Annotated in this window: 18 protein-coding genes; 11 read left to right on the forward strand and 7 right to left on the reverse strand. The window is 66.6% G+C overall.

Annotation, left to right across the window (positions count from 1 at the left end; genetic code table 11):
• Positions 1–145 precede the first annotated feature (145 nt).
• Positions 146–649, reverse strand: coding sequence for an SsrA-binding protein SmpB (gene smpB, locus A7D17_RS09635; protein ID WP_005988385.1), 504 nt, complete (start codon positions 647–649; stop codon positions 146–148).
• Positions 650–709: 60 nt separating this feature from the next.
• Between smpB and A7D17_RS09640 the strand changes: the two genes are divergently transcribed.
• Both A7D17_RS09640 and A7D17_RS09645 read left to right on the forward strand, forming a co-directional pair.
• A complete protein-coding gene (locus A7D17_RS09640) occupies positions 710–1,141 on the forward strand; it encodes a type II toxin-antitoxin system RatA family toxin (RefSeq protein ID WP_064508875.1) in 432 nt (143 codons plus the stop codon).
• Positions 1,142–1,148: 7 nt separating this feature from the next.
• Positions 1,149–1,418: an RnfH family protein gene (locus A7D17_RS09645; protein ID WP_064508920.1), complete on the forward strand. Its 270-nt coding sequence runs from the start codon at positions 1,149–1,151 to the stop codon at positions 1,416–1,418.
• A 418-nt stretch (positions 1,419–1,836) separates the two neighbouring features.
• On the opposite strand, the gene A7D17_RS09650 is transcribed toward A7D17_RS09645, so the two are convergent.
• Positions 1,837–2,232, reverse strand: coding sequence for an outer membrane protein assembly factor BamE (locus A7D17_RS09650; RefSeq protein WP_064508876.1), 396 nt, complete (start codon positions 2,230–2,232; stop codon positions 1,837–1,839).
• Between the two features lie 104 nt (positions 2,233–2,336).
• Between A7D17_RS09650 and fur the strand changes: the two genes are divergently transcribed.
• Positions 2,337–2,747, forward strand: a complete 411-nt coding sequence (gene fur / locus A7D17_RS09655; RefSeq protein WP_064508877.1) for a ferric iron uptake transcriptional regulator — start codon at positions 2,337–2,339, stop codon at positions 2,745–2,747.
• Between the two features lie 847 nt (positions 2,748–3,594).
• Here fur and recN read toward each other — a convergent pair.
• Positions 3,595–5,259, reverse strand: a complete 1,665-nt coding sequence (gene recN, locus A7D17_RS09660) for a DNA repair protein RecN (RefSeq protein ID WP_064508878.1) — start codon at positions 5,257–5,259, stop codon at positions 3,595–3,597.
• 139 nt (positions 5,260–5,398) lie between these two features.
• Between recN and hrcA the strand changes: the two genes are divergently transcribed.
• The 8 genes from hrcA (at position 5,399) to A7D17_RS09700 (ending at position 15,447) form a co-directional block, all read left to right on the forward strand.
• Positions 5,399–6,430 carry a heat-inducible transcriptional repressor HrcA gene (hrcA, locus tag A7D17_RS09665; RefSeq protein ID WP_064508879.1) on the forward strand — a complete coding sequence of 344 codons (1,032 nt, stop codon included), beginning with the start codon at positions 5,399–5,401 and terminating at the stop codon, positions 6,428–6,430.
• A gap of 101 nt (positions 6,431–6,531) precedes the next feature.
• Entirely contained in the window at positions 6,532–7,050 is a 519-nt protein-coding gene (gene grpE / locus A7D17_RS09670) for a nucleotide exchange factor GrpE (RefSeq protein WP_046963475.1), read from the forward strand.
• A 141-nt stretch (positions 7,051–7,191) separates the two neighbouring features.
• Positions 7,192–9,120: a molecular chaperone DnaK gene (dnaK, locus tag A7D17_RS09675; protein WP_064508880.1), complete on the forward strand. Its 1,929-nt coding sequence runs from the start codon at positions 7,192–7,194 to the stop codon at positions 9,118–9,120.
• Between the two features lie 139 nt (positions 9,121–9,259).
• Entirely contained in the window at positions 9,260–10,387 is a 1,128-nt protein-coding gene (gene dnaJ / locus A7D17_RS09680) for a molecular chaperone DnaJ (protein WP_064508881.1), read from the forward strand.
• A gap of 144 nt (positions 10,388–10,531) precedes the next feature.
• Positions 10,532–12,616, forward strand: coding sequence for a PA5441 family protein (locus A7D17_RS09685; RefSeq protein WP_064508882.1), 2,085 nt, complete (start codon positions 10,532–10,534; stop codon positions 12,614–12,616).
• Positions 12,613–13,335: a DUF3142 domain-containing protein gene (locus A7D17_RS09690; protein WP_204377353.1), complete on the forward strand. Its 723-nt coding sequence runs from the start codon at positions 12,613–12,615 to the stop codon at positions 13,333–13,335. Before A7D17_RS09685 ends, A7D17_RS09690 begins: the two co-directional genes overlap by 4 nt.
• Before the next feature lie 79 nt (positions 13,336–13,414).
• On the forward strand, positions 13,415–14,323 hold the full coding sequence (gene pdxY, locus A7D17_RS09695; RefSeq protein ID WP_064508883.1) for a pyridoxal kinase: 909 nt from the start codon (positions 13,415–13,417) through the stop codon (positions 14,321–14,323).
• Complete coding sequence (locus A7D17_RS09700; protein ID WP_064508884.1) at positions 14,320–15,447, forward strand: prephenate dehydrogenase; 1,128 nt, start codon at positions 14,320–14,322, stop codon at positions 15,445–15,447. Before pdxY ends, A7D17_RS09700 begins: the two co-directional genes overlap by 4 nt.
• Positions 15,448–15,748: 301 nt before the next feature.
• Here A7D17_RS09700 and A7D17_RS09705 read toward each other — a convergent pair whose 3' ends face one another.
• The 4 genes from A7D17_RS09705 to A7D17_RS09720 form a co-directional block, all read right to left on the reverse strand.
• Positions 15,749–15,943, reverse strand: coding sequence for a hypothetical protein (locus A7D17_RS09705; RefSeq protein WP_064508885.1), 195 nt, complete (start codon positions 15,941–15,943; stop codon positions 15,749–15,751).
• Between the two features lie 683 nt (positions 15,944–16,626).
• Positions 16,627–18,027: a TolC family protein gene (locus tag A7D17_RS09710; RefSeq protein ID WP_425479583.1), complete on the reverse strand. Its 1,401-nt coding sequence runs from the start codon at positions 18,025–18,027 to the stop codon at positions 16,627–16,629.
• Positions 18,027–19,115, reverse strand: a complete 1,089-nt coding sequence (locus A7D17_RS09715; RefSeq protein WP_064508887.1) for an HlyD family secretion protein — start codon at positions 19,113–19,115, stop codon at positions 18,027–18,029. Before A7D17_RS09715 ends, A7D17_RS09710 begins: the two co-directional genes overlap by 1 nt.
• Positions 19,099–20,787 carry an ATP-binding cassette domain-containing protein gene (locus A7D17_RS09720; RefSeq protein ID WP_064508888.1) on the reverse strand — a complete coding sequence of 563 codons (1,689 nt, stop codon included), beginning with the start codon at positions 20,785–20,787 and terminating at the stop codon, positions 19,099–19,101. The genes A7D17_RS09715 and A7D17_RS09720 overlap by 17 nt, the downstream gene beginning before the upstream one ends.
• Between the last annotated feature and the right edge of the window lie 36 nt (positions 20,788–20,823).

Here is a 20,823-nt window from a genome sequence, read left to right on the forward strand (position 1 = left end):
GAATGGGGAATGGGGAATGGGGAATCGTAGAAGCACGGCGCTTCTCGATGATCCAGCAATGTCCGCATCGTGAACTAACGTGGGGTCAACGCAGCGAGCCTACCCAGCTCTTGCTATTCCCGATTCCCGATTCCCGATTCCCGATTCACGCATCCCGGTTATGCCGCCGCATCACGCGCTGCTTGTCGCGCTGCCAGTCGCGGTCCTTGGCGGCGTCGCGCTTGTCGTGGTTCTGCTTGCCCTTGGCCAGGGCGATTTCCAGCTTGACCTTGTTGCTGCTCCAGTACAGCGCGGTGGGCACCAGGGTGTAGCCCTCGCGCTCCACGCGGGTGAGTACCTTGTCGATCTCGGCCCGGTGCAGCAGCAGCTTGCGGTCGCGACGCTCCACCGGCACGGTGTGGGTGGAGGCCTGGATCAGCGGGGTGATCTGCGCGCCGATCAGGTAGATCTCGCCGGAGCGCACATACGCGTAGCCGTCGACGATATTGGCGCGGCCGGCGCGGATCGCCTTGATCTCCCAGCCCTGCAGCGCCAGACCGGCTTCGTAGCGCTCTTCTAGGTGGTATTCGTGGCGCGCACGCTTGTTCAACGCGATGGTTTTCGTGGCCTTCGCGCCGTTTGCTTTATCCTTGGATGGTTTCTTGCTCATGACGCCATTGTCGCCGATTCGGTGTCGTCAAACGATCTTCCGTCTTTCACAAGTTAGCGAATGCCTACCATCCGTCGTAGCGCCCTGGTCGAACACAGCGCCTCCCGCATGTTCGATCTGGTCAATGATGTCGCCGCCTATCCGCGCCGCTTCGGCTGGTGCGATGCCGCCCATGTGCTCGAGCAGGATCAGGCGCATATCGTGGCGCGGCTGGATCTGGGGCTGGGCACGTTCCGCACCTGGTTCACTACCGAGAACATCCTCGAACGCCCCGAGCGCATTGCAATGCACCTGCGCGACGGGCCATTCAAGCGCCTTGAGGGACTGTGGGAATTCCAGGCGCTGGGCGAGAACGCCTGCAAGGTGAGCCTTACCCTGGAGGTGGAGACCAGTTCGCGCCTGCTGGGGCCGGCCCTGGCGCTTGGTTTCCAGGGCCTGGCCGATCGCATGGTCAACGATTTCGTGCGGGTTGCCGATCGCGGCGAGGCGTGAAGTGACGGTGCGGGTCGAGGTGGTGCTGGCCTGGCCGGATCGCTACAGCGCGGTGCAGCTTGCGTTGCCGGAGGGTGCCACGGTGGCCGAGGCGGTCGCAGCGTCGGGCCTGGCACGGCAGCATCCGCCTGCAGCACTCGCCATCCATGGCCTGGTCACCCAGCCGACCCAACTGGTGCGTGACGGCGACCGGGTGGAATTGCTCAGGCCGCTGCTGCTGGACCCGAAGGAGGCGCGCCGCCGGCGGGCCGGGCCGGGCAAGCGGGCAGGCGGTTAGCCCTCAAGGGTGGTGTTGGGCTGCGATGTTTTGCCAAATCGTGCTGGCAAGGCGGTAGTGGGCGAAGCGTTCGGCAGGGATTTCTGTCGTTGCGTTCACACTGGTAGGGCAGCACGCGCACCAGATCGCTGCGGCGACAAGAGGGCGGCCTTGAACGTCGACGGCTCGGGAGACGCGTCGCCGGCCGCGCTGCGGCGGCATTTCAGCACTCGGCCACGGGCGGCGGTTTAACGGCCACCCGACTGCCGCACCGAGTGGGCAACAGACCCGCCGCGGCTGCTAACGGGCGCAACAACGCCATTGACCACGGAAAATAGACAACCCCGGCGACTGAATCGCCAAGGTCTGCAGGTCGTGCCCGGACACCCGGATCTCGGATATCTGCAGTCAGGCGGCAAAGGGCGCCTGACCGAGCTCATCAACGGCCGCGCTGTTTCTTCTTGTCGCGTGCCAGGTTGCGGCCAAATTGCTTGGGTGCCGACTTTGCCAGCTGCTCGTCCTGCGAGGGGAAATAATCGCCTTCCCAGCGTGCCACCTGGTCGTTCTCGAAGAACACGGTGAAATTCTTGATCTCGGTCCGCGCCAGACGGTCCACGCGTTGGGTGGAGGTGTAGTCCCAGCGCTGTGCATGGAACGGGTCGGGGATCGACGGGGTGCCCAGCAATGCACTGACCTGCTGCTTGCTCTGGCCTACCTGCAGTTGCTCCACGGCGTTCTGCTTGATCAGATTGCCCTGGTAGATCGGCTGCTTGTAGATGATGCCGCAGCCAGCGGTGGACAAAGCAATGGCGGCGACCAGCAGGAGATTGCGCATCGGGGAGTAAGTGCTGAGGAAATCACGCCGATGATACACTCCCACCGGTCGCCGCGACCCGTTTGAAGGCAGCTGGCGCTAAATCGCCAATGAACGGAGAACGTATGGAAACCCACGACCTGCGCAAAGTCGGGCTAAAGGTGACCCATCCGCGGATGCGGATCCTGGAACTGCTGGAACAGAAGAGCAACCAGCATCACCTCAGCGCAGAAGACATCTATCGCCAGCTGCTCGATCACGGCGACGAGATCGGGCTGGCCACGGTGTACCGCGTGCTGACCCAGTTCGAAGCGGCCGGCCTGGTGCTCAAGCACAATTTCGAAGGCGGCCAAGCCGTGTACGAACTGGACCGAGGTGGTCATCACGACCATATGGTCGATGTGGACACCGGCCACGTCATCGAGTTTGAAAGCGAAGAGATCGAAGCACTGCAGCGCCAGATCGCCGCCAAGCACGGCTACGAGCTGGAAGAGCATTCGCTGGTGCTGTACGTGCGTAAGAAGCGTACGCGCTGAGTTTGGTGTCTGCAGATCTGGAATGACAGGGCGGCTTCGGCCGCCTTGTGCGTTCTGGGGCGTGTTGGTGGGTATGCATGCAGGCTCATGCCCCCATCCGCCCTTCGGGCACCTTCCCCCCGCAGGCGGGGGAAGGGGGCGGTGTGTGGTCGGTTGCAGCGCAATCGAGAGATCACGCGCAGCCAGGCATCGCGTCTCCCGCTGGCGGGAGAAGGTGGCGCGCAGCGCCGGATGAGGGGCAACACCGTTTGCGCTTGTCGCGCCTGTGCTGGTCGCCTCGCAGCAATGTTGCCCCCATCTGCCCTTCAGGCACCTTCTCCCGCAGGCGGGGGTAGGGGCGGTGGGTGGTCAGTTGCAGCGCAATCGAGAGATCACACGCAGCCAGGCATCGCGTCTCCCGCTGGTGGGAGAAGGTGGCGCGCAGCGCCGGATGAGGGGCAACACCGTTTGCGCTTGTCGCGCCTGTGCTGGTCGCCTCGCAGCGATGTTGCCCCCATCTGCCCTTCAGGCACCTTCTCCCGCAGGCGGGGGTAGGGGCGGTGGGTGGTCAGTTGCAGCGCAATCGAGAGATCACGTGCAGCTAGGCATCGCTTCTCCCGCTTGCGGGAGAAGGTGGCGCGCAGCGCCGGATGAGGGGCAACACCGTTTGCGCTTGTCGCGCCTGTGCTGGTCGCGTCGCAGCGATGTTGCCCCCATCCGCACTCCAGGCACCTTCTCCCGCAGGCGGGGGAAGGGCGCGGTGGGTGGTCAGTTGCAGTGCAATCGAGAGACCACGCGCAGCCAGGCATCGCGTCTCCCGAGCGGGGGAGGGAATGGGACCTCTGAATTTGCGCGCTACTCGCTGCGCTCAGGCGCTCTGCAGCAGTTTGCGCGCCGCCGCGCGGGCTTCCTTGCTGACTTCCACGCCGCCCAGCATGCGTGCCAGCTCTTCCTGGCGGGCTTGCGGGCCGAGCAGTTCGACCGCGCTCTGGGTCATGCCGTCCACCGGCGCCTTGCTGACCCGGTAGTGCGCATGGCCCTTGGCCGCGACCTGCGGCAGGTGGGTCACGCACAGCACCTGGCGTTCCTCGCCCAACGCGCGCAGCTTCTGCCCGACGATATCGGCCACCGCGCCGCCGATGCCTGAATCCACTTCGTCGAACACCATGGTCGGCACGCTGTCCAGGCCAAGCGCGGCCACTTCGATCGCCAGCGAAATGCGCGACAACTCGCCACCCGAGGCGACCTTGCGCAGCGCGCGCGGTGGTTGCCCGGCATTGGCGGCGACCAGGAATTCCACCCGCTCGGCACCGTTCGGGTCCGGACGCAGGGTGTCCTGGGGTTGCAGCTGAATCAGGAACTGGCCGCCGCCCATGCCCAGCTCGCCGATCAGCGTGGTGGTGGCGTCCGACAAGGCCTGCGCCGCGCTCTGGCGGCTGGCACTGAGCACGCCGGCCGCGGCCTGCCAGACACCGGTGGCGGTGTCGATATGCTTGTCCAGCTGCTGCAGGCGCTCGTCGGCGCCACGCAGGCTCTCGACCTCGGCGCCCAGATGGTCGCGGTGGGCGGCCAGCTCGTCCGGAGCCACGCGGTGCTTGCGGGCCAGGTCGTGCAGGCGGCCGAGACGGCGCTCCATCGCCTCGAACTGGGTGGGATCGGCATCCAGGTCGTCGCGCACGCGGTCGAGCAGAGCCAGCGCTTCTTCGATCTGGATGACGGCGCTGTCCAGCAGCGCGTCCACCTCGCTCAGGCGCGGTTCGTGCTCGGCCACGCGGGACAGGTCGTGGCGGCTGTCCTGCAACAACCCCAGTGCCGACGCACCGTCATCGCCGTTGAGCTGCTGGGCCACGCTGTCGCAGGCGCCGATCAGCGCGGTGGCATGGGCCTGGCGGCGGTGGTTGATGTCCAGCGCGGCAATCGCGGCCGGGTCCAGGTCTTCGCGTTCCAGCTCGGCCAGCTGGTGTTCCAGAAAGCCGATACGGTCGGACACATCGCCCTGCGCCGACAGCGCATCGCGCTCGTCCAGCAGCGCCTGCCAGCGCTGGCTGGCCTGGCGCACCTGCTCGCGCTGGGCGCTGTTGCGGGCATAGGCGTCGAGCAGGGCGAGCTGGCTATTGCGGGCCATCAGCGCCTGGTGCTCATGCTGGCCGTGGATTTCCACCAGCCGTGACGCCAGTTCGGCCAGTTGCGAGGAGGTGACCGGGCGGCCGTTGATCCAGGCGCGCGAGCCGCCATCGGCGCGGATGATCCGGCGCAGCTGGCATTGGGCGTCGTCATCGAGCTCGTTGTCGGCCAGCCAGGCCAGGCCGGGGTGCTCGGCCGGCAGCTGGAATTCGGCCGACAGTTCGGCGCGGTCGGCGCCATGACGCACCACGCCGCTGTCGGCGCGCAGGCCGGACAGGAAGCCCAGCGCGTCCACCATCAGCGACTTGCCGGCGCCGGTTTCGCCCGACACCACGGTCATGCCCGGCCCGAATTCCAGTTCGGTGGCGCGGACGACGGCGAAATCCTTGATCGAGAGGTGTCTGAGCATGAGGGTTGAGAGTGAATGCGTTGGGGAAGCTTAGGGCCTGACGGTGCGGGCAGGGAGTCGGACGCTTGCCATCCCCGGGGCCAGACATTATCTATGCCCAGTCTCACCGGATGATCCCATGCGCGCGTCCCAGTCCCCAATGCTCGACCCCCGCGCCCGCCAGTTGCTGCGCACGTTGATTGCGCGCTACATCCGCGACGGCGAGCCGGTGGGGTCCAAGACCCTGGCCCAGCATGCCGGGCTGGACGTGAGCCCGGCCACCATCCGCAATATCCTGGCCGATCTGGAAGACGTGGGGCTGCTCAGCTCCCCACACACCTCGGCCGGGCGGGTGCCTACCGCGCATGGCTACCGGGTATTCGTCGACAGCCTGGTGCAGATGCAGCCGCCGGGCGAAGAAGAAGTGCGCCGGCTGCGCGCGGAGTTGGCGAGCGGTAACGGGACCCAGTCGCTGCTGGGCAGCGCCTCGCAGATGCTGTCGGCGATGAGCCATTTTGTCGGGGTCGTCAGCGCCCCGAAGCGCGAGCAGTTCGCGTTCCGGCATATCGATTTCGTGTCCCTGGACGCGCGCCGGGTGCTGGCGATCCTGGTGTTTGCCGACAACGAGGTGCAGAACCGGGTGATCGAGCCGCGCCGCGCCTACGAGCCGACCGAGCTGGAGCGGGTGGCCAATTACCTCAATGCGCAGTTCGCCGGGCGCGCGCTGGCGGACATCCGCGCCAGCCTGCTGCGCGAGCTGCGCATGGCCAAGAACGAGATGGAGCAGTTGCTGGCGCACAGCGTGGACCTGGCCAGCGAGGCATTGGTGCCGGCCGAGTCCGACGACATGGTGATGGCCGGGCAGACCCGGCTGATGGGGGTGCAGGACCTGTCGGACCTGGACCGGCTGCGCGAGCTGTTCGAGGCATTCGCCAGCAAGCGCGAGATCCTGCAGCTGCTCGAACGCACCATCCAGGCGCCGGGCGTGCGCATCTTCATCGGCGAGGAGACCGGCATGGTGTCGCTGGACGATGTCTCCCTGGTCACCGCGCCGTATGCCGCCAACGGGCAGGTACTGGGCGTGCTGGGGGTGATCGGCCCCAAACGCATGGCCTACGACCGGGTGATTCCGCTGGTGCAGACCGCCGCCCAGGTGCTGGGTGCGGCCATGGAGCCGCCCGGGGCGCGATAACCGCGCTCGATCACGGCAATGGGTTTTCGCTTGAAACGCGCGCGGGCGCCCACATACGGGGTGACGTTGGGGCGGGCGTTCCGCTTGCCCGGGAACTGCATATGAACCAAGACCACCCCGAATTCGACTCCGAAGACCTGTCCCAGAACCCACCCGAGACCGATCCGCTCAAGGCCGAGATCGAGTCGCTGCGCAGCGAGATCGCCCTGGTCAAGGCCGACGCCCTGCGTGAGCGCGCCGACCTGGAGAACCAGCGCAAGCGGATCGCGCGCGACGTGGAAAACGCCCGCAAGTTCGCCAACGAGAAGCTGCTGGGCGAGTTGCTGCCGGTGTTCGACAGCCTGGATGCCGGACTGACCGCGGCCGGCAGCCAACCCAGCCCGCTGCGCGATGGCCTGGACATGACCTACAAGCAATTGCTGAAGGTCGCCGCCGACAACGGCCTGACCCTGCTCGACCCGGTTGGCCAACCGTTCAATCCGGACCAGCACCAGGCGATCAGCCAGGGCGAGGCCGAAGGCATCGCGCCCGGCCACGTGGTGCAGGTGTTCCAGAAGGGCTACCTGCTCAACGAGCGTCTGCTGCGCCCGGCCCTGGTGGTCGTGGCCAAGCACGACTGACCGGTAGCGCCGGCTGAACTGCCAAGCGCACGGATGAAACACAGATGCGCACGGGTGGCTTGAACACCTGCGCGCCACCCCCACATCTCAGCCAGACCCGGCGTCGCCGGACACAGCTAAAGACTCATCAGGAGCGTATCCATGGGCAAGATCATTGGTATTGACCTCGGCACCACGAATTCGTGCGTGGCGATCATGGACGGCGGCAAGGCCCGCGTCATCGAAAATTCCGAGGGCGACCGCACCACGCCCTCCATCGTCGCCTACACCAAGGATGGCGAAGTGCTGGTCGGTGCCTCGGCCAAGCGCCAGGCGGTGACCAACCCGAAGAACACCTTCTACGCAGTGAAGCGCCTGATCGGCCGCAAGTTCACCGACGGCGAAGTGCAGAAGGACATCTCGCACGTGCCGTACGGCATCCTGGCGCACGACAACGGCGACGCCTGGGTGCAGACCAGCGATGCCAAGCGCATGGCGCCGCAGGAAATCTCCGCGCGCGTGCTGGAAAAGATGAAGAAGACCGCTGAAGACTTCCTCGGCGAGAAGGTCACCGAAGCGGTGATCACCGTGCCGGCGTACTTCAACGACAGCCAGCGCCAGGCCACCAAGGATGCCGGCCGCATCGCCGGTCTGGACGTCAAGCGCATCATCAACGAGCCGACCGCCGCAGCCCTGGCCTATGGCCTGGACAAGAACGGTGGCGACCGCAAGATCGCCGTGTACGACCTGGGCGGCGGTACCTTCGACGTGTCGATCATCGAGATCGCCGAGGTCGATGGCGAAAAGCAGTTCGAAGTGCTGGCCACCAACGGCGACACCTTCCTGGGCGGCGAAGACTTCGACAACCGCGTCATCGAGTACCTGGTCGATGAGTTCAACAAGGACCAGGGCATCGACCTGCGCAAGGATCCGCTCGCGCTGCAGCGCCTGAAGGACGCTGCCGAACGCGCCAAGATCGAGCTGTCTTCCACCCAGCAGACCGAAGTGAACCTGCCGTACGTCACCGCTGATGCCTCGGGCCCGAAGCACCTCAACATCAAGTTGACCCGTGCCAAGCTCGAAGCGCTGGTGGAAGACCTGGTCAAGAAGTCGATCGATCCATGCCGTACCGCGTTGAACGACGCCGGCCTTCGTGCCAGCGACATCAACGAGGTGATCCTGGTCGGCGGTCAGACCCGTATGCCGAAGGTGCAGCAGGCGGTCGCCGATTTCTTCGGTAAGGAACCGCGCAAGGACGTCAACCCGGACGAAGCCGTGGCCGTGGGCGCCGCGATCCAGGGCGGCGTGCTGGCCGGCGACGTCAAGGACGTGCTGCTGCTGGACGTGACCCCGCTGTCGCTGGGTATCGAAACCATGGGTGGTGTGTTCACCAAGATCATCGAAAAGAACACCACCATCCCGACCAAGGCCTCGCAGACCTTCTCCACCGCCGAGGACAACCAGTCGGCTGTGACCGTGCATGTGTTGCAGGGTGAGCGCGAGCAGGCCCGCTTCAACAAGTCGCTGGCCAAGTTCGACCTGTCCGGCATCGAGCCGGCGCCGCGCGGCATGCCGCAGGTGGAAGTGTCCTTCGACATCGACGCCAACGGCATCCTGCATGTGTCGGCCAAGGACAAGAAGACCAACAAGGAACAGAAGGTCGAGATCAAGGCCGGGTCGGGCCTGTCGGATGAAGAGATCCAGCGCATGGTCGCCGACGCGGAAGCCAACCGCGAGGAAGACAAGAAGTTCCAGGAACTGGTGCAGACCCGCAATCAGGCCGATGGCCTGATCCACGCCACCCGCACCGCGATCACCGAGCATGGCAGCAAGGTCGGTGGCGATGTGATCGGCAAGGTGGAAGCGGCGCTGGCCGACCTGGAGACCGCCATGAAGGGCGACGACAAGGCGCAGATCGAAGCGCGCAGCAAGACCCTGGAAGAAGCCGGCCAGTCGCTGTACGCAGCGGCCGCTGCAGCAGAGCAGGGCGGCAACGCCGATGCGGCCAGCGGCAATGCGCAGGCCTCCAAGGCTGCCGACGACGTGGTGGACGCCGAGTTCACCGAGGTCAAGGACGACAAGAAAGCGTGAGTCGGGAATAGGGAATAGAGAATCGGAGGAGCGGTGCTGCGGCATCGCTCCTTCGCTGTTCTGGACCCCACCGAACGCTGATTGATTTGAGGATGTACGCTTTGAACGATTCCCTTCTCCCGATTCCCGATTCCCTGTCATGAGCAAACGCGATTACTACGAAGTGCTGGGCGTTGCCCGTGGCGCCAGCGACGAGGAGCTGAAGAAGGCTTATCGGCGTTGTGCCATGAAGCACCACCCCGACCGCAATCCTGGCGATGCTGCGTCCGAAGCGGCATTCAAGGAGTGCAAGGAAGCCTACGAAGTGCTGTCCGACGGCAATAAGCGGCGTGCCTACGACGCGCACGGCCATGCGGCGTTTGAACACGGCATGGGCGGTGGCGGCGGGCCGGGCGGCCCGGACATGGGCGATATCTTTGGCGATATCTTCGGCAATATTTTTGGCGGTGGCGCCGCCGGTCCGCGCGCTGCGCGACGTGGTGCCGACGTCGGTTACGTCCTGGAACTGGATCTGGAAGAAGCCGTCGCCGGCATCGAGCGACGCATCGAGATCCCGACCCTGATCGAATGCGCGCCCTGCCATGGCAGCGGCTCGGAAGACGGCAAGGTCGAGACCTGCGGGACCTGTCATGGGCGCGGCCAGGTGCGCATCCAGCGCGGGATCTTCGCCATGCAGCAGAGCTGCCCGCATTGCGACGGCCGCGGCACGCTGATCCAGAATCCGTGCAAGACCTGCCATGGCGCCGGTCGCGTGGAAGAAGACAAGGTGCTGTCGATCAAGGTGCCGGCCGGTGTGGATACCGGCGACCGGATTCGTCTTGCAGGCGAGGGCGAGGCCGGCCCGGCCGGCACGCCGCCGGGCGATCTGTATGTGGAAGTGCGGGTGCGCGAGCATGCGATCTTCCAGCGCGATGGCGACGACCTGCATTGCGAAGTGCCGATCCGCATTTCGCAGGCCGCTCTCGGCGACACCGTGCGCGTTGCGACCCTCGGCGGCGAAGCGGAAATCCGCATCCCTGCCGAGACCCAGACTGGCAAGTTGTTCCGCCTGCGCGGCAAGGGCGTGAGGTCGGTGCGCAGCCGCAGCGAAGGCGATCTATATTGCCGCGTCGTGGTCGAAACCCCGGTCAACCTCACTGCCGATCAGCGCGAGTTGCTGCAGCAGTTCGAGGCCACGTTCACCGGTGAGGATGCCCGCAAGCATTCGCCCAAGTCGGCCACCTTCATCGATGGCGTCAAGGGTTTCTGGGATCGCATGACGTCCTGATGCTGCGCATGCGCCGCGGCCGATGGCTGCGGCGCTACGTTTAGGTGCGAAGCGAATATGTGCCGCGTGCGGTGCACGCGGTCGGCATGCGAAACTGGGTGGTGCGTGCGCTCGCCGCACCTTCCCCGCTTGCCAGGACCTGCCATGGATATCGGCCGTTTTGTTCCTGTTCGTCTTGTCGTGCTGTTGCTCGGCGCCTGTCTGGCGGCACCGGTGTTTGCCAGTTCTGACAGCGGCTGCGACGCCAGCCTGTCGCTGGCGCTGGGCGATTACGCGGGTTGCCAGAATACGGTGGCGCTGACGCCGGGCAGCGACACCCGGGTCAATCTGCTGCTGTTGCTGCGCGATGGTCAACCATCTGTAGTGGCGCCCACCACGGCGCTGGAACCGGTCTTCACCTGGGAGGAGATCGCGCAGGCGCTGACGCCGCCGGCTCCCGACGGCGCTGCGGCGATCAACACGCTGGGCGGCGAGGCCAATCGCTGCAATAGCCAGGAGCGCGGCCGTCTTGCCTTCGCCGACGCGTTGAACGCGAATGCGCGAGTATCTGCGGCCGACAAGGCGCGTCTGCTGGCGGCGTTGCCGGCGCAATGTCCGCAGTCCGACGGCGTGCTCGCGCCGGTCGAGGCCACGTCGGCCGCCGGCAAGGCCTTCGCGCACTATCTTCAAGCCGCCAGCGCGTTCTATGCCGCCGCCTTCGAGCCTGCCGCGCAAGGCTTCGCGGGTCTGGACAAGGCGGACGATCCCTGGCTCCGGGAGACCGCGCTCTACATGCGGGGACGCGTGGCGCTGAACGCGGCGCAGGTCGATGGCTTCGACGAGTACGGTGTGCAGCGTGATCCGCCGCAGTTCGACACTGCCCAACTGGCGCGTGCCGAACAGAGCTTCGCGCAGTACCTGCGCGACTATCCGCAAGGGCGCTATGCCGCGTCGGCGCGCGGCCTGATGCGGCGGGTGTACTGGCTGGGCGGCAACACCGGCAAGCTTGAGGCCGAGTACGCACGGTTGCTGCGCCTGCCGGCGGCGCAGCGCGGGCTCTCCGACGTGGAGCTGGCGCAGGAGATCGACAACAAGCTGCTCGCCACCACGGGGCCGGCGGCATTGGCCACGCCGCTGCTGCTTGCCGTCGCCGACCTCAGGGCGATGCGTTACGGCGCCGACAGCACGCAGGGCCTGACGCTGGACGCCTTGCAGGCGCAGCGCGCGCGTTTTGCCGACGAACCGGCGCTGTTTGCGCTGTTGCTGGCCAGCTACCAGTACTACGTTGTTCACCGCCCGGCGCAGGTCGTGCAGATGGTGGATGCCGGCAAGGCGCCTGCCGGTCGTGCCAGCGTGGCGTTCACCACCGCCATGCTCAAGGGCCTGGCACTGGAGGACACCGGCGCGCCCGATCTGGCCGCCTACTGGCGGCGCGTGCTCGACGCGGCTGAGCCGGCGGTGCAGCAGCCACTCGCGCAGCTGGCACTGGCACGGCGGCTGGAGCGGGACCGGGCGCTGGACCAGGTGTTCGCGGCGGGTTCGCCGATCACCCATGCCGGCATTCGAGGTCAACTCCTGGTCCATGCTGCCGGCGCCGAGCTGTTGCGCCGCCAGGCAAGCTCGCCTTCGGTGACGGCGAGCGAGCGTCAACTGGCGGCGTTTGTGCTGTTGTACAAGGACCTGACCCGCGGCCAGGCGGGGGCATTCCTGCAGGATCGCAATCTGCTGGCCAAGCTGCCGCCTGCTGCCGCCGCCGTCCCGGATGTCGCGCGCACCACCTACATCTGGTGGTTGCCGACACAATCGCCGCTGGCGGCGTTCTCCGGCAGCGCTGACGAAGGCGGCCAGGGCTGTCCAGCCATCGAGGCAGTGGCCAAGGTGCTTGCCACCACGCCTGCCGATGCACACGCGCAGCTGTGCGTGGCCGACTTCATTCGAGCCAGGGACTGGGACAACCTGCCGATCAATCAGCCGCCATCGGCGTCGGAACTGGGCGGCGCGCCGTCGCAGTTTCCGGGCGGGGCGTATTTCCGCCTGCCCGTCTACCGGCGCATCATCGATGCGCCGCACGTGGCCGATGACGACCGGGCACACGCGTTGAATCGCGCCATTTCCTGTTATGCCTCCAGCGGCTACAACCATTGCGGTGGCGAGAGCGTGCCGGTGGCCGAGCGCAAGCGGTGGTTCCTGCGATTGAAGCGCGAGTTTCCGTCCTCGCGCTGGGCGCAGGACCTGAAGTACTACTGGTGAGCGCCCACCTGCTGCGGCAGTGTGCGCTGCTGCTGGCGCTGTGCGCGACGACTGTCGCAAGCGCCGCGGCCGCGCCGGTGGATGCGCGGCACTACGACGCATTCTGGCTGTGGGCCGGAGTCCGCCCGCAACCGGTGCTGGCCGGCGCGCGTCGCGTGTACCTGCTGCAGGCCGAGGTGCCGGCCGCCAGCGATGCGCCGGCACGACTGGTGGCGCAGCGCGCTGCGCTGCCGCGGCTACGCCATTGCCAGGTCTGGATGGTGCTGCGGGTAGAGCGCCTGGACTGGACGCCGGCCCTGTTCGATGCGGTGCTGCTGCAGTTGCGGCGCTGGCGCGCGGCGGGCAACGCGGTGGTTGGCCTGCAGATCGACTTCGATGCGGGCACCCGCCAGCTCGAGCGCTACGTGGCTTTCCTGCGCACGCTGCGCGCGCGCCTGCCGGCCGACTACCAGCTCGGCATCACCGGGCTGCTGGACTGGAGCGTCAATGGCCGCGCGCAGACCCTGGATGCGCTGGGCAGCGTGGTCGATGAAGTGGTGCTGCAGATCTACCAGGGCCGCGCGGTGATTGCCGACTATCCGGTGTATGTCGCCCGGCTCGGTGCCTTGCGGGTGCCGTTTCGTATCGGCTTGCTGCAGGACGGAGAATGGCAGGCGCCGCCTGGCTTGCTCGCCAATCCTGCGTTTCGCGGTTACGTGGTGTTCCTGCGCAACCGCTGAGCGGCATGGCGTTCGCGGTACGTGCGTGGCGATGGCTGCGGGCTGCGCGGGATCGCAGCGCACGCCCTAGAATGTGCGCATGAACGATCCAGTTGCCAGCCATCTCGTCCACGGTCGCCGCCAGCGTCCGGAGGGTCCTTCGCCGATCGATGTGATCTCGGTGCAATCGCAGCTGGTCTATGGCCATGCCGGCAACAGCGCCGCGGTGCCGCCGCTGCGTGCACTTGGCCTGCGCGTGGCCGAAGTGCCTACCACGCTGCTGAGCAATGCGCCGTTCTATGCCACCTTGCGTGGCCGCATCCTGCCAGCCGACTGGCTGGCCGATCTGTTGCTCGGTGCCAGTGAGCGCGGGCTGCCGCAGCGCGCCCGCATGCTGGTCTCCGGCTATTTTGGCAGCCTGGCCAATGGCGAGGCGTTTGCGGACTGGCTGGAACAGACTCTGCCGCAGGCGCCGCACCTGCGCTACTGCCTGGATCCGGTGATCGGCGATACCCATACCGGCCCCTACGTCGAGCCGGGACTGGAGCGCGTGTTCGCCGAGCGGCTGCTGCCGCATGCCTGGCTGGTCACGCCGAACGCGTTCGAGCTGGGGCGATTGACCGGCCTGCCGAGCCTGGAACAGGGCGATGCCATCGTCGCCGCGCGCGGCTTGCTCGCGCGCGGGCCGCAGTGGGTGCTTGCCCATAGCGTGGCCGGCGGCGCCGGCGAGCTGGTGACGCTGGCGGTCAGCCATACGGCGGTGTATCGCTGGGCCAGCCCGCACCTGCCGGTCGATGTGGCCGGCACCGGCGATGTCCTGATGGCCTTGCTGATCGGAGGCCTGCTGCGCGGGTTGCCGTTCGAGCAGGCGGTGGGGCATGCGCTCAGCGGGGTGCATAGCGCACTGGAGGTCACGCTGGCGGCGGGCTTCGAGGAATTCGATGTACTGGCTGCCGCTCCGGCCGCCCTGGCCGCGTCGCCACGCTTCGCCTTCGAGCGCCTGGCATGATCGCCCAGCCGGTCGTCGGCATCGTCGGCATTGCCGGCGCTTATGGACGATGGCTGGCGCAGTTCCTGCGCACGCGCATGCAGCTGCAGGTGATCGGCTTCGATCCAGCCGAGGCCGGCGACATGGACGAGGCGACGCTGGCACAGCAGGCCGATGTGCTGATTTTCTCGGCGCCGATCCGCCACACCGCGGCGCTGATTCAACGCTACGTTGCATTGGCCGGCCCACGCGCGGCCTCGCAGCTGTGGATGGACGTCACCTCGATCAAGCAGGCGCCGGTGGCAGCGATGCTGGCGTCATCGGCCGAGGTGGTCGGCCTGCATCCGATGACCGCGCCGCCCAAGTCGCCGACCTTGAAGGGCAGGGTGATGGTGGTCTGCGAGGCGCGCCTGCAGCGCTGGTCGGCGTGGGTGCAGACGCTGTGCACGGCCTTGCAGGCGCAGCGCGTTGACGCGACCCCCGAGCACCACGACCGGGTGATGGCGCTGGTGCAGGCGATGGTGCATGCCACCCATCTGGCACAGGCCGGCACCTTGCGCGACTACGCGCCGCTGCTGGGCGAGCTGCAGACGCTGATGCCCTACCGGTCGGCCGCGTTCGAATTGGATACCGCGGTCATCGCGCGCATCCTTTCGCTCAATCCGGCGATCTACGAAGACATCCAGTTCGGCAATCCCTATGTCGGCGAAATGCTCGACCGGCTGTTGACGCACCTGCAGCAGCTGCGCGCGCTGGTGGCGCAGGGCGATGACGCGGCGCGTACCCAGTTCCGCCGTCGCTTTCTGGACGACAACGCGCAGGCCCTGCAACACGACGCGCTGGCTGCCGGCAACTACACCTACGAGCGGGTGGGCTACCTGCTGGCCGACCTCACCGAGCCGCTGACGCTGAGCGTATACCTGCCCGAAGACCAGCCCGGCTCGCTGCGGGCATTGCTGCATGTCTTCGAACGGCATGGGGTGAATCTGGCATCGATCCATTCGTCGCGGACGCCGGCAGGCGAGTTGCATTTCCGGATCGGGTTCGAGCAGCAGAGCGACCGTGCTGCCTTGGCGCAGGCGGCGGACGCGATCGACCAAAGCGGGATCGGACGCGTGCTGGAGCGCTCGAACCAGGTTGGATGAGTGTGGCGTTGCGGTGGGTGTGGGTTCGGTGTTCGGCGAACAGCGTCTCTGAGCCTGATGTGCGCACGACTGGGCTGTGGCGTTCGTCCACAACACGACGTGGAGGCTCAGGACCTGGTTCGCATCGACGCACGATCAAGCGAATGCCTGCCGTGACATTGCTGCGCATTTCTTGCACCTGGGCACACCGAATTGATCCACATGGGGTGTGGATGAAATCTGCACAAGCATGTGGATAACACCGCCCAGCCCTTGTACGACAAGGGCTGGCTGCAGTGTGGTCAAAAAATGACCAGGTGGATCAAGCGGCAGAGAGGCGCAACTCGCCACCGTCGGTGACGAAGCGCTGGCCCTGTCGCTGCAGGTGGCGACCATCGGGCAACTCATAGCGTGGAGCGGGGTTGGTGTTGGGGCGGGAAGCCTGCTCGTCGCGAAACTCGACGATCACATAGGATTCGCCATCTGCATCGACCGCGGGAAATTGCCGGAAAGACATAGTGACCTCCGAAGACTCCAGGGTTGCAGCGCATCGAGCATTAAACGCTTGGCTGCATGGCCGAGCATGCGCACGCTGATGTTATCGAGGCGTCATTGCGTTGTGTGGGCAGGGGAATTTCGCCCTGGTTGTCGATATGCGAAAGACGCTCTCGACAGTGCTGACACTTTCATAGCCGGAAGTCTGGCGTCGTCTGCATCGAAGGCCGCAGACCCATCGGGGAGTCAGGACCAGATCCACGATCAACCGGCCTCGATTGGAGTCGGGTCGCAAGCGCGCCTGCCATGCGCGGTGCGCGGACACGTCAGCTGTGCCCAACGGCACTCATTGCTTTCCCAACCGCACTGATTGCCTCTGGCCTACCGCGTTGGCACAGGCACGGCCGGCGAACAGGGCCGCTTGCTGCGGATGCGTTCAAGAGCCTGCATGACTGCCCATGCGTTGGCCGCCTGACTGCGCGCTCGTATCGCTCAGAACGGTCGTGCGGCGATGCGACTGCCGTTGGTGTGCTGACTGCACCGGCTGGTTGCGCAGATCCTGCCGGTACAGTGCAACTCCTCAAAGTGCGCGGCGTCGCAGGCAGGCGACCCAACCGAATGGAACCGCCGTGCCGTCACCGCATCGCCCCGGACTGATTGATTGCTTCTGCTTGCTTACGTGCGTGCATGCACGCGCAACGCCACTCAGCGACGCAACTGCAGTGCATCCCGATCGGCGGTGGCGGCCGCCAGTTCGGCGCGTGCCGAGGCGATGCGTGCCTCCGCGTCGATCAGGCGCACGCGTGCATCGTTGGCGGTTTCTTCGCGCTGGTTGACCAGGAAGAAGTCACCGGACCCCAGTTCGAAGCGGCGCCGTTCGGCAGCGGCCAGGCGGTCGGCCAGGCTGCGTTCCTCGTCGGCGATCCTGGCCAGGCGCTCGGCGGCGTTGAGTGAGATCACGATGGATTCCACCTCCACCGAGATCTGGTCACGCAGGAAGCGGCTGCGCTGATCCAGCGCTTCGATCTCGGCACGTGCTTCGGCCACGCGACCCTTGGCGGCGCGGTTTTCCAGCGGCACGCTGAAGCGGAAACCAATGATGGCATCGGTGGGCGAGCGGTTGGGGCCGCCCACGCCGGGCGGGCCCAGGTCCTTGCTGACTTCCACGCTCACATCCAGGCGCGGCTTCAGATCGTTCTGCGCCAGCATCAGCCGCGCGGTGGCCTGGTCGATGCGGGTCAGCACGGCGCGGTAATCCGGGCGCTCGACCGGCGCGGTGATCTTGCTGGCGCCGGCCAGCCCTTCCAGCGCGGAGGTATCGGGCGGCAGGCGCTCGTCGGCGACGATCATCGGCATGCCCGCGTCATCGCGCAGGTACAGCGACAAGGCATTGGCCGCGTTGGCGAAATCCTGCTCCGAGCGCACCACCAGGGCGCGACGACGCACCAGGTTCTGGTCGTTCTCGGTCAACAGGATCGTAGGACGCGCGCCCAGCGTCACCTGCCGCGAGATCGCGTTGCGGCGGCGCTCGGCCAGTTCCAGCAGATCCCTGTAGGCACGCAGTTTCAATCCGGCAGCGACCCAGCTCTGGTAGGCATCCACCGCACGCCGTTGCACCCCGATCGCCACCATCTCCGCCTCGTACTGGGCAACGTCGATGTCGGCGCTGGCCACGCTGCGGCGGGTGCGGCGTTCGTCCACCACGCGGTCGCGCAGCAAGGCATACAGCGCGCCGACCTTCACTTCGCCGCCGCGGTCGGTGTAGGACTTGTCTTCGTAGACCGGAAACGCGCCACGCGAGGAGCGGTAACCGCCGTAGTAGTAGCCGCCGTTTTCCTCGAACGGACGCTTGACGCCGGTTTCGATGGTGCTGCCGTCGTAGTAACCGGCCTCGCGCGAGCGCCCTTCGATATCGAACACGGTATCGAATGCGCCGTCGGCGGAGATGCCCTTGCCTTCGGCCTGGCGGACCTTGGCCAGCGATTCGATGATCTGCGGCGCGGAGCGGGCCGACGATTGCAGGACCTCGTCCAGACTCAGTGGCGTGGCCTGGGCGAATGCCGCACCGGGGCAGAGTGCGATCAGCAGGGCAACAAGACAGCGCATCACTTCTTGCCCGTCGCGTCGTCTTCGGACTTGTCGCCGGCTGCCGGCTTGGCCTTGCCCTCGTCCTGCGTGGTCGCTGCCGGACGCCGGCCGAATTCCAGCGGGAAGTTGTTGAGCTGGCGCCACAACTCGTAGCCCACCCGCACCGTTTCGCCTTGCACCCAGCCGCGCACCTTGCCGCCCTGGCGGGCGAATTCCTGCGCCGGCCAGGCTGGCTTGCCCGGCATCGGCTCGACCAGGATGCGGAACAGCCCGTCCGGCGCGGCATTGGGGTCGATCGCACGCACGCGGCCGTCGAACATGCCGTGCGCCACCGACGGCCAGCCGCTGAACTGGATGGCCGGCCAGCCTTCGAACTCCAGCCGCACCGGTCGGCCGGGGCGGATCAGGGGCACATCGCGGCCGTCGATATACAGCTCCACCGCGCGCTCTACGCGCTCGGGTGCGATCACGGCCAGCACGGTGCCCGGCGACACCATCGCGCTGCCGCTGGCGGCGTTGAGCTGCTGCACGCGACCATCGCGCGGGGCGCGCACCAACTGCGCGGACTGGCGGTTCAACTGGATATCGATGCGGGTCAGCTTGGCGCGCGATTCGGCCAGCTTGGCGTCGGCTTCGGCCACCTTGATCTGGGTCAGTTCGAAGTCGCGGCGGCCGGCCAGGCCTTCGGCAAGCAGTTGCCGGCTGCGCTCCACATCGATGCTGGCCACCGCGCGCGATTGCTGGATGGCGCTGATCTCCGCCGCCACCTGCGCACGTTCGCTGGCAAGCCGGGTGAGCAGGTCCGGGTCGAGGTCGCCGACCCGGGCGATCGGGTCGCCCTTGGACACGTGCTGGCCATCGTGCACATACCAGCGCTCGACCCGGCCAGGCACGAAGGCGGTGACCTGCTGCTGGCGGTCGCCCGGATCCAGCGAGACCACCTGGCCCTTGCCGCTGGCGGTCTGTACCCAGGGCGCAAACGCCAGGATGGCGCCAGCAATGGCAACGCCGATCAGCAGCATCCAGGCCAACGCCTTGGCGATGCTGGGCGGGCGCATTGCCGCCAGGGTGGGGAAGTGTGCGATCCGGTCAGAGGCGTGCTGCATGGGTCGCCTCCTGCGTGGACGCGATCAGCTCGGCGCGCGTGGCGTAGCGTTGCTGGCGCTCTGGTTCCAGGCGGAACCAGCTGTCCAGGGTGATGTCCTCCGGCCGGCCGGTGCACAGCAGCACCGTGGTGCCGGCATCCTTCAAGCGCCGCAGCACCTGAGTGAGACGCTCTGCCGGCAGCAGGTCGTACAGCTGCGACAACATCAGCACGCGGGGGCGCACCAGCAGCGCATTGGCCAGTTTCAGCGCCATCACGTCGCCGATCCACAGCGGGAAGCCTGAGGCGGCAAGCCGGGTATCCAGGCCTTGCGGCAACGCGGCGATGCGCGCGCGCAAGCCCACTGCATCGATGGCCTGCAGCATCGCTTCGGAGGTCACGTCGGCCGAGGCCATCGCCAGGTACTCGCGAATGGTGACCTCCACGATGGTCGGCCGATCGAGCACGGTGACTTCCGAGCGAAGCAGGTACATGTCGAACGTGGCCATGTCGGCGCCGCCCACCATTACCAGCCCGCGGTCGGGCACGACGTGGCGCTTCAACACCATGGCCAGCAGACGCTCGGCACCACCGTCGGCCAGCGTCACCAACTGCTCGCCGGCTTCCAGCGTGAAGTTGAAGCGCGCGCCCTCGATCACCACGCCGTCCAGGCGCACGGCACTGTTGCCCGGGGTCTCGCCGGCGGCAGCCACCGGGCGCTCCTGCGGGATGGCATACAGCAGCGACAATTCCTCGGCGCTGGCGACCAGGTCGTAGAACACATCCAGATAGCTGCCCAGCTGCGCAATGCCGTAGAACACCGCGCTCAGGATCAGCTCGGCGGCCACCAGCTGGCCGATCGACAGCTCGCCGCGCAGGATCAGGCTGCCACCCAGTGCCAGCAGCGCCGCGCTGGAGACCGCATAGGTGAGCAGGAACGCCAGCGTCTGGGTGAAGGTGTAGCGGAAATGGCGCCGATGCCGTGCCACATAGGCCGCCGTCACCGCTTCGGAGCGGTCCATCGCAAAGTTGAGGTGGCGGCTGGATTTATAGAACCCGTTGGAGCCGCCAACGCTCTCCAGCCAGTGCGCGGCGTTGTGCTTGGCATGGCTCAGTTCGACCGCCGAACGGATCGAGCCGCGCGACCAGATCATCCAGATCGAGAAGATGGTCAGCAGCAACAGCGCGTTGAACCCCAGGAAGAACGGGTGATAGAAGCTGGTGACGATCAGGCCCACCGCCGACTGCAGCACGATGGTGAAGGCACCGACCGCCAGGCTGGGTACCGCTTTTTGCACCACCACCAGATCGAAGTAGCGGTTGAAGACATCGCCGCGGTTCTGATCGGCGAAGAACGGGTTCTGCGCATGCACCGCGCGCACGGTGATTTCCGCCACCACTCGCGCAAACAGGCGGCGCTCGAACAGCGCCATCACCCACACCCGCATTGCGCTCAAGGCCGCCACCAGCAACAACAGGCCCAGCAACAGGCCGGACAGGGTCCACAACGGCGTGGGCAGCGCGGTGTTGGCGACGCTGTTGATCAGCAATTGCACCGAGATGGGGGTGGCCAGCGACAGCAGGCTGATCGCAACGCCATACACCAGGGCAAGACGCACATACGGCATGTCCGGCCCGACGATTTCCGCCAGCCAGGCCACCGCTTCCCGCCATCCGATCCGCTGCGCCGCCATTGACGATCCATTGATGAGTTCAGTGAAGCATTGACG

It is taken from the genome of Xanthomonas floridensis, from assembly GCF_001642575.1.
GTDB classification, from domain to species: Bacteria; Pseudomonadota; Gammaproteobacteria; order Xanthomonadales; family Xanthomonadaceae; genus Xanthomonas; species Xanthomonas floridensis.

What these genes read in the sequence shown, in the direction of transcription:
- grpE (WP_046963475.1), top strand. Translation starts at nt 6,532, where the DNA reads ATGAACCAAGACCACCCCGAATTCGACTCCGAAGACCTGTCCCAGAAC.
- A7D17_RS09705 (WP_064508885.1), bottom strand. Translation starts at nt 15,943, where the DNA reads ATGTCTTTCCGGCAATTTCCCGCGGTCGATGCAGATGGCGAATCCTAT.
- fur (WP_064508877.1), top strand. Translation starts at nt 2,337, where the DNA reads ATGGAAACCCACGACCTGCGCAAAGTCGGGCTAAAGGTGACCCATCCG.
- hrcA (WP_064508879.1), top strand. Translation starts at nt 5,399, where the DNA reads ATGCTCGACCCCCGCGCCCGCCAGTTGCTGCGCACGTTGATTGCGCGC.
- A7D17_RS09640 (WP_064508875.1), top strand. Translation starts at nt 710, where the DNA reads ATGCCTACCATCCGTCGTAGCGCCCTGGTCGAACACAGCGCCTCCCGC.
- A7D17_RS09650 (WP_064508876.1), bottom strand. Translation starts at nt 2,232, where the DNA reads ATGCGCAATCTCCTGCTGGTCGCCGCCATTGCTTTGTCCACCGCTGGC.
- A7D17_RS09710 (WP_425479583.1), bottom strand. Translation starts at nt 18,027, where the DNA reads ATGCGCTGTCTTGTTGCCCTGCTGATCGCACTCTGCCCCGGTGCGGCA.
- smpB (WP_005988385.1), bottom strand. Translation starts at nt 649, where the DNA reads ATGAGCAAGAAACCATCCAAGGATAAAGCAAACGGCGCGAAGGCCACG.
- A7D17_RS09700 (WP_064508884.1), top strand. Translation starts at nt 14,320, where the DNA reads ATGATCGCCCAGCCGGTCGTCGGCATCGTCGGCATTGCCGGCGCTTAT.
- recN (WP_064508878.1), bottom strand. Translation starts at nt 5,259, where the DNA reads ATGCTCAGACACCTCTCGATCAAGGATTTCGCCGTCGTCCGCGCCACC.
- dnaJ (WP_064508881.1), top strand. Translation starts at nt 9,260, where the DNA reads ATGAGCAAACGCGATTACTACGAAGTGCTGGGCGTTGCCCGTGGCGCC.
- dnaK (WP_064508880.1), top strand. Translation starts at nt 7,192, where the DNA reads ATGGGCAAGATCATTGGTATTGACCTCGGCACCACGAATTCGTGCGTG.
- A7D17_RS09685 (WP_064508882.1), top strand. Translation starts at nt 10,532, where the DNA reads ATGGATATCGGCCGTTTTGTTCCTGTTCGTCTTGTCGTGCTGTTGCTC.
- pdxY (WP_064508883.1), top strand. Translation starts at nt 13,415, where the DNA reads ATGAACGATCCAGTTGCCAGCCATCTCGTCCACGGTCGCCGCCAGCGT.
- A7D17_RS09720 (WP_064508888.1), bottom strand. Translation starts at nt 20,787, where the DNA reads ATGGCGGCGCAGCGGATCGGATGGCGGGAAGCGGTGGCCTGGCTGGCG.
- A7D17_RS09715 (WP_064508887.1), bottom strand. Translation starts at nt 19,115, where the DNA reads ATGCAGCACGCCTCTGACCGGATCGCACACTTCCCCACCCTGGCGGCA.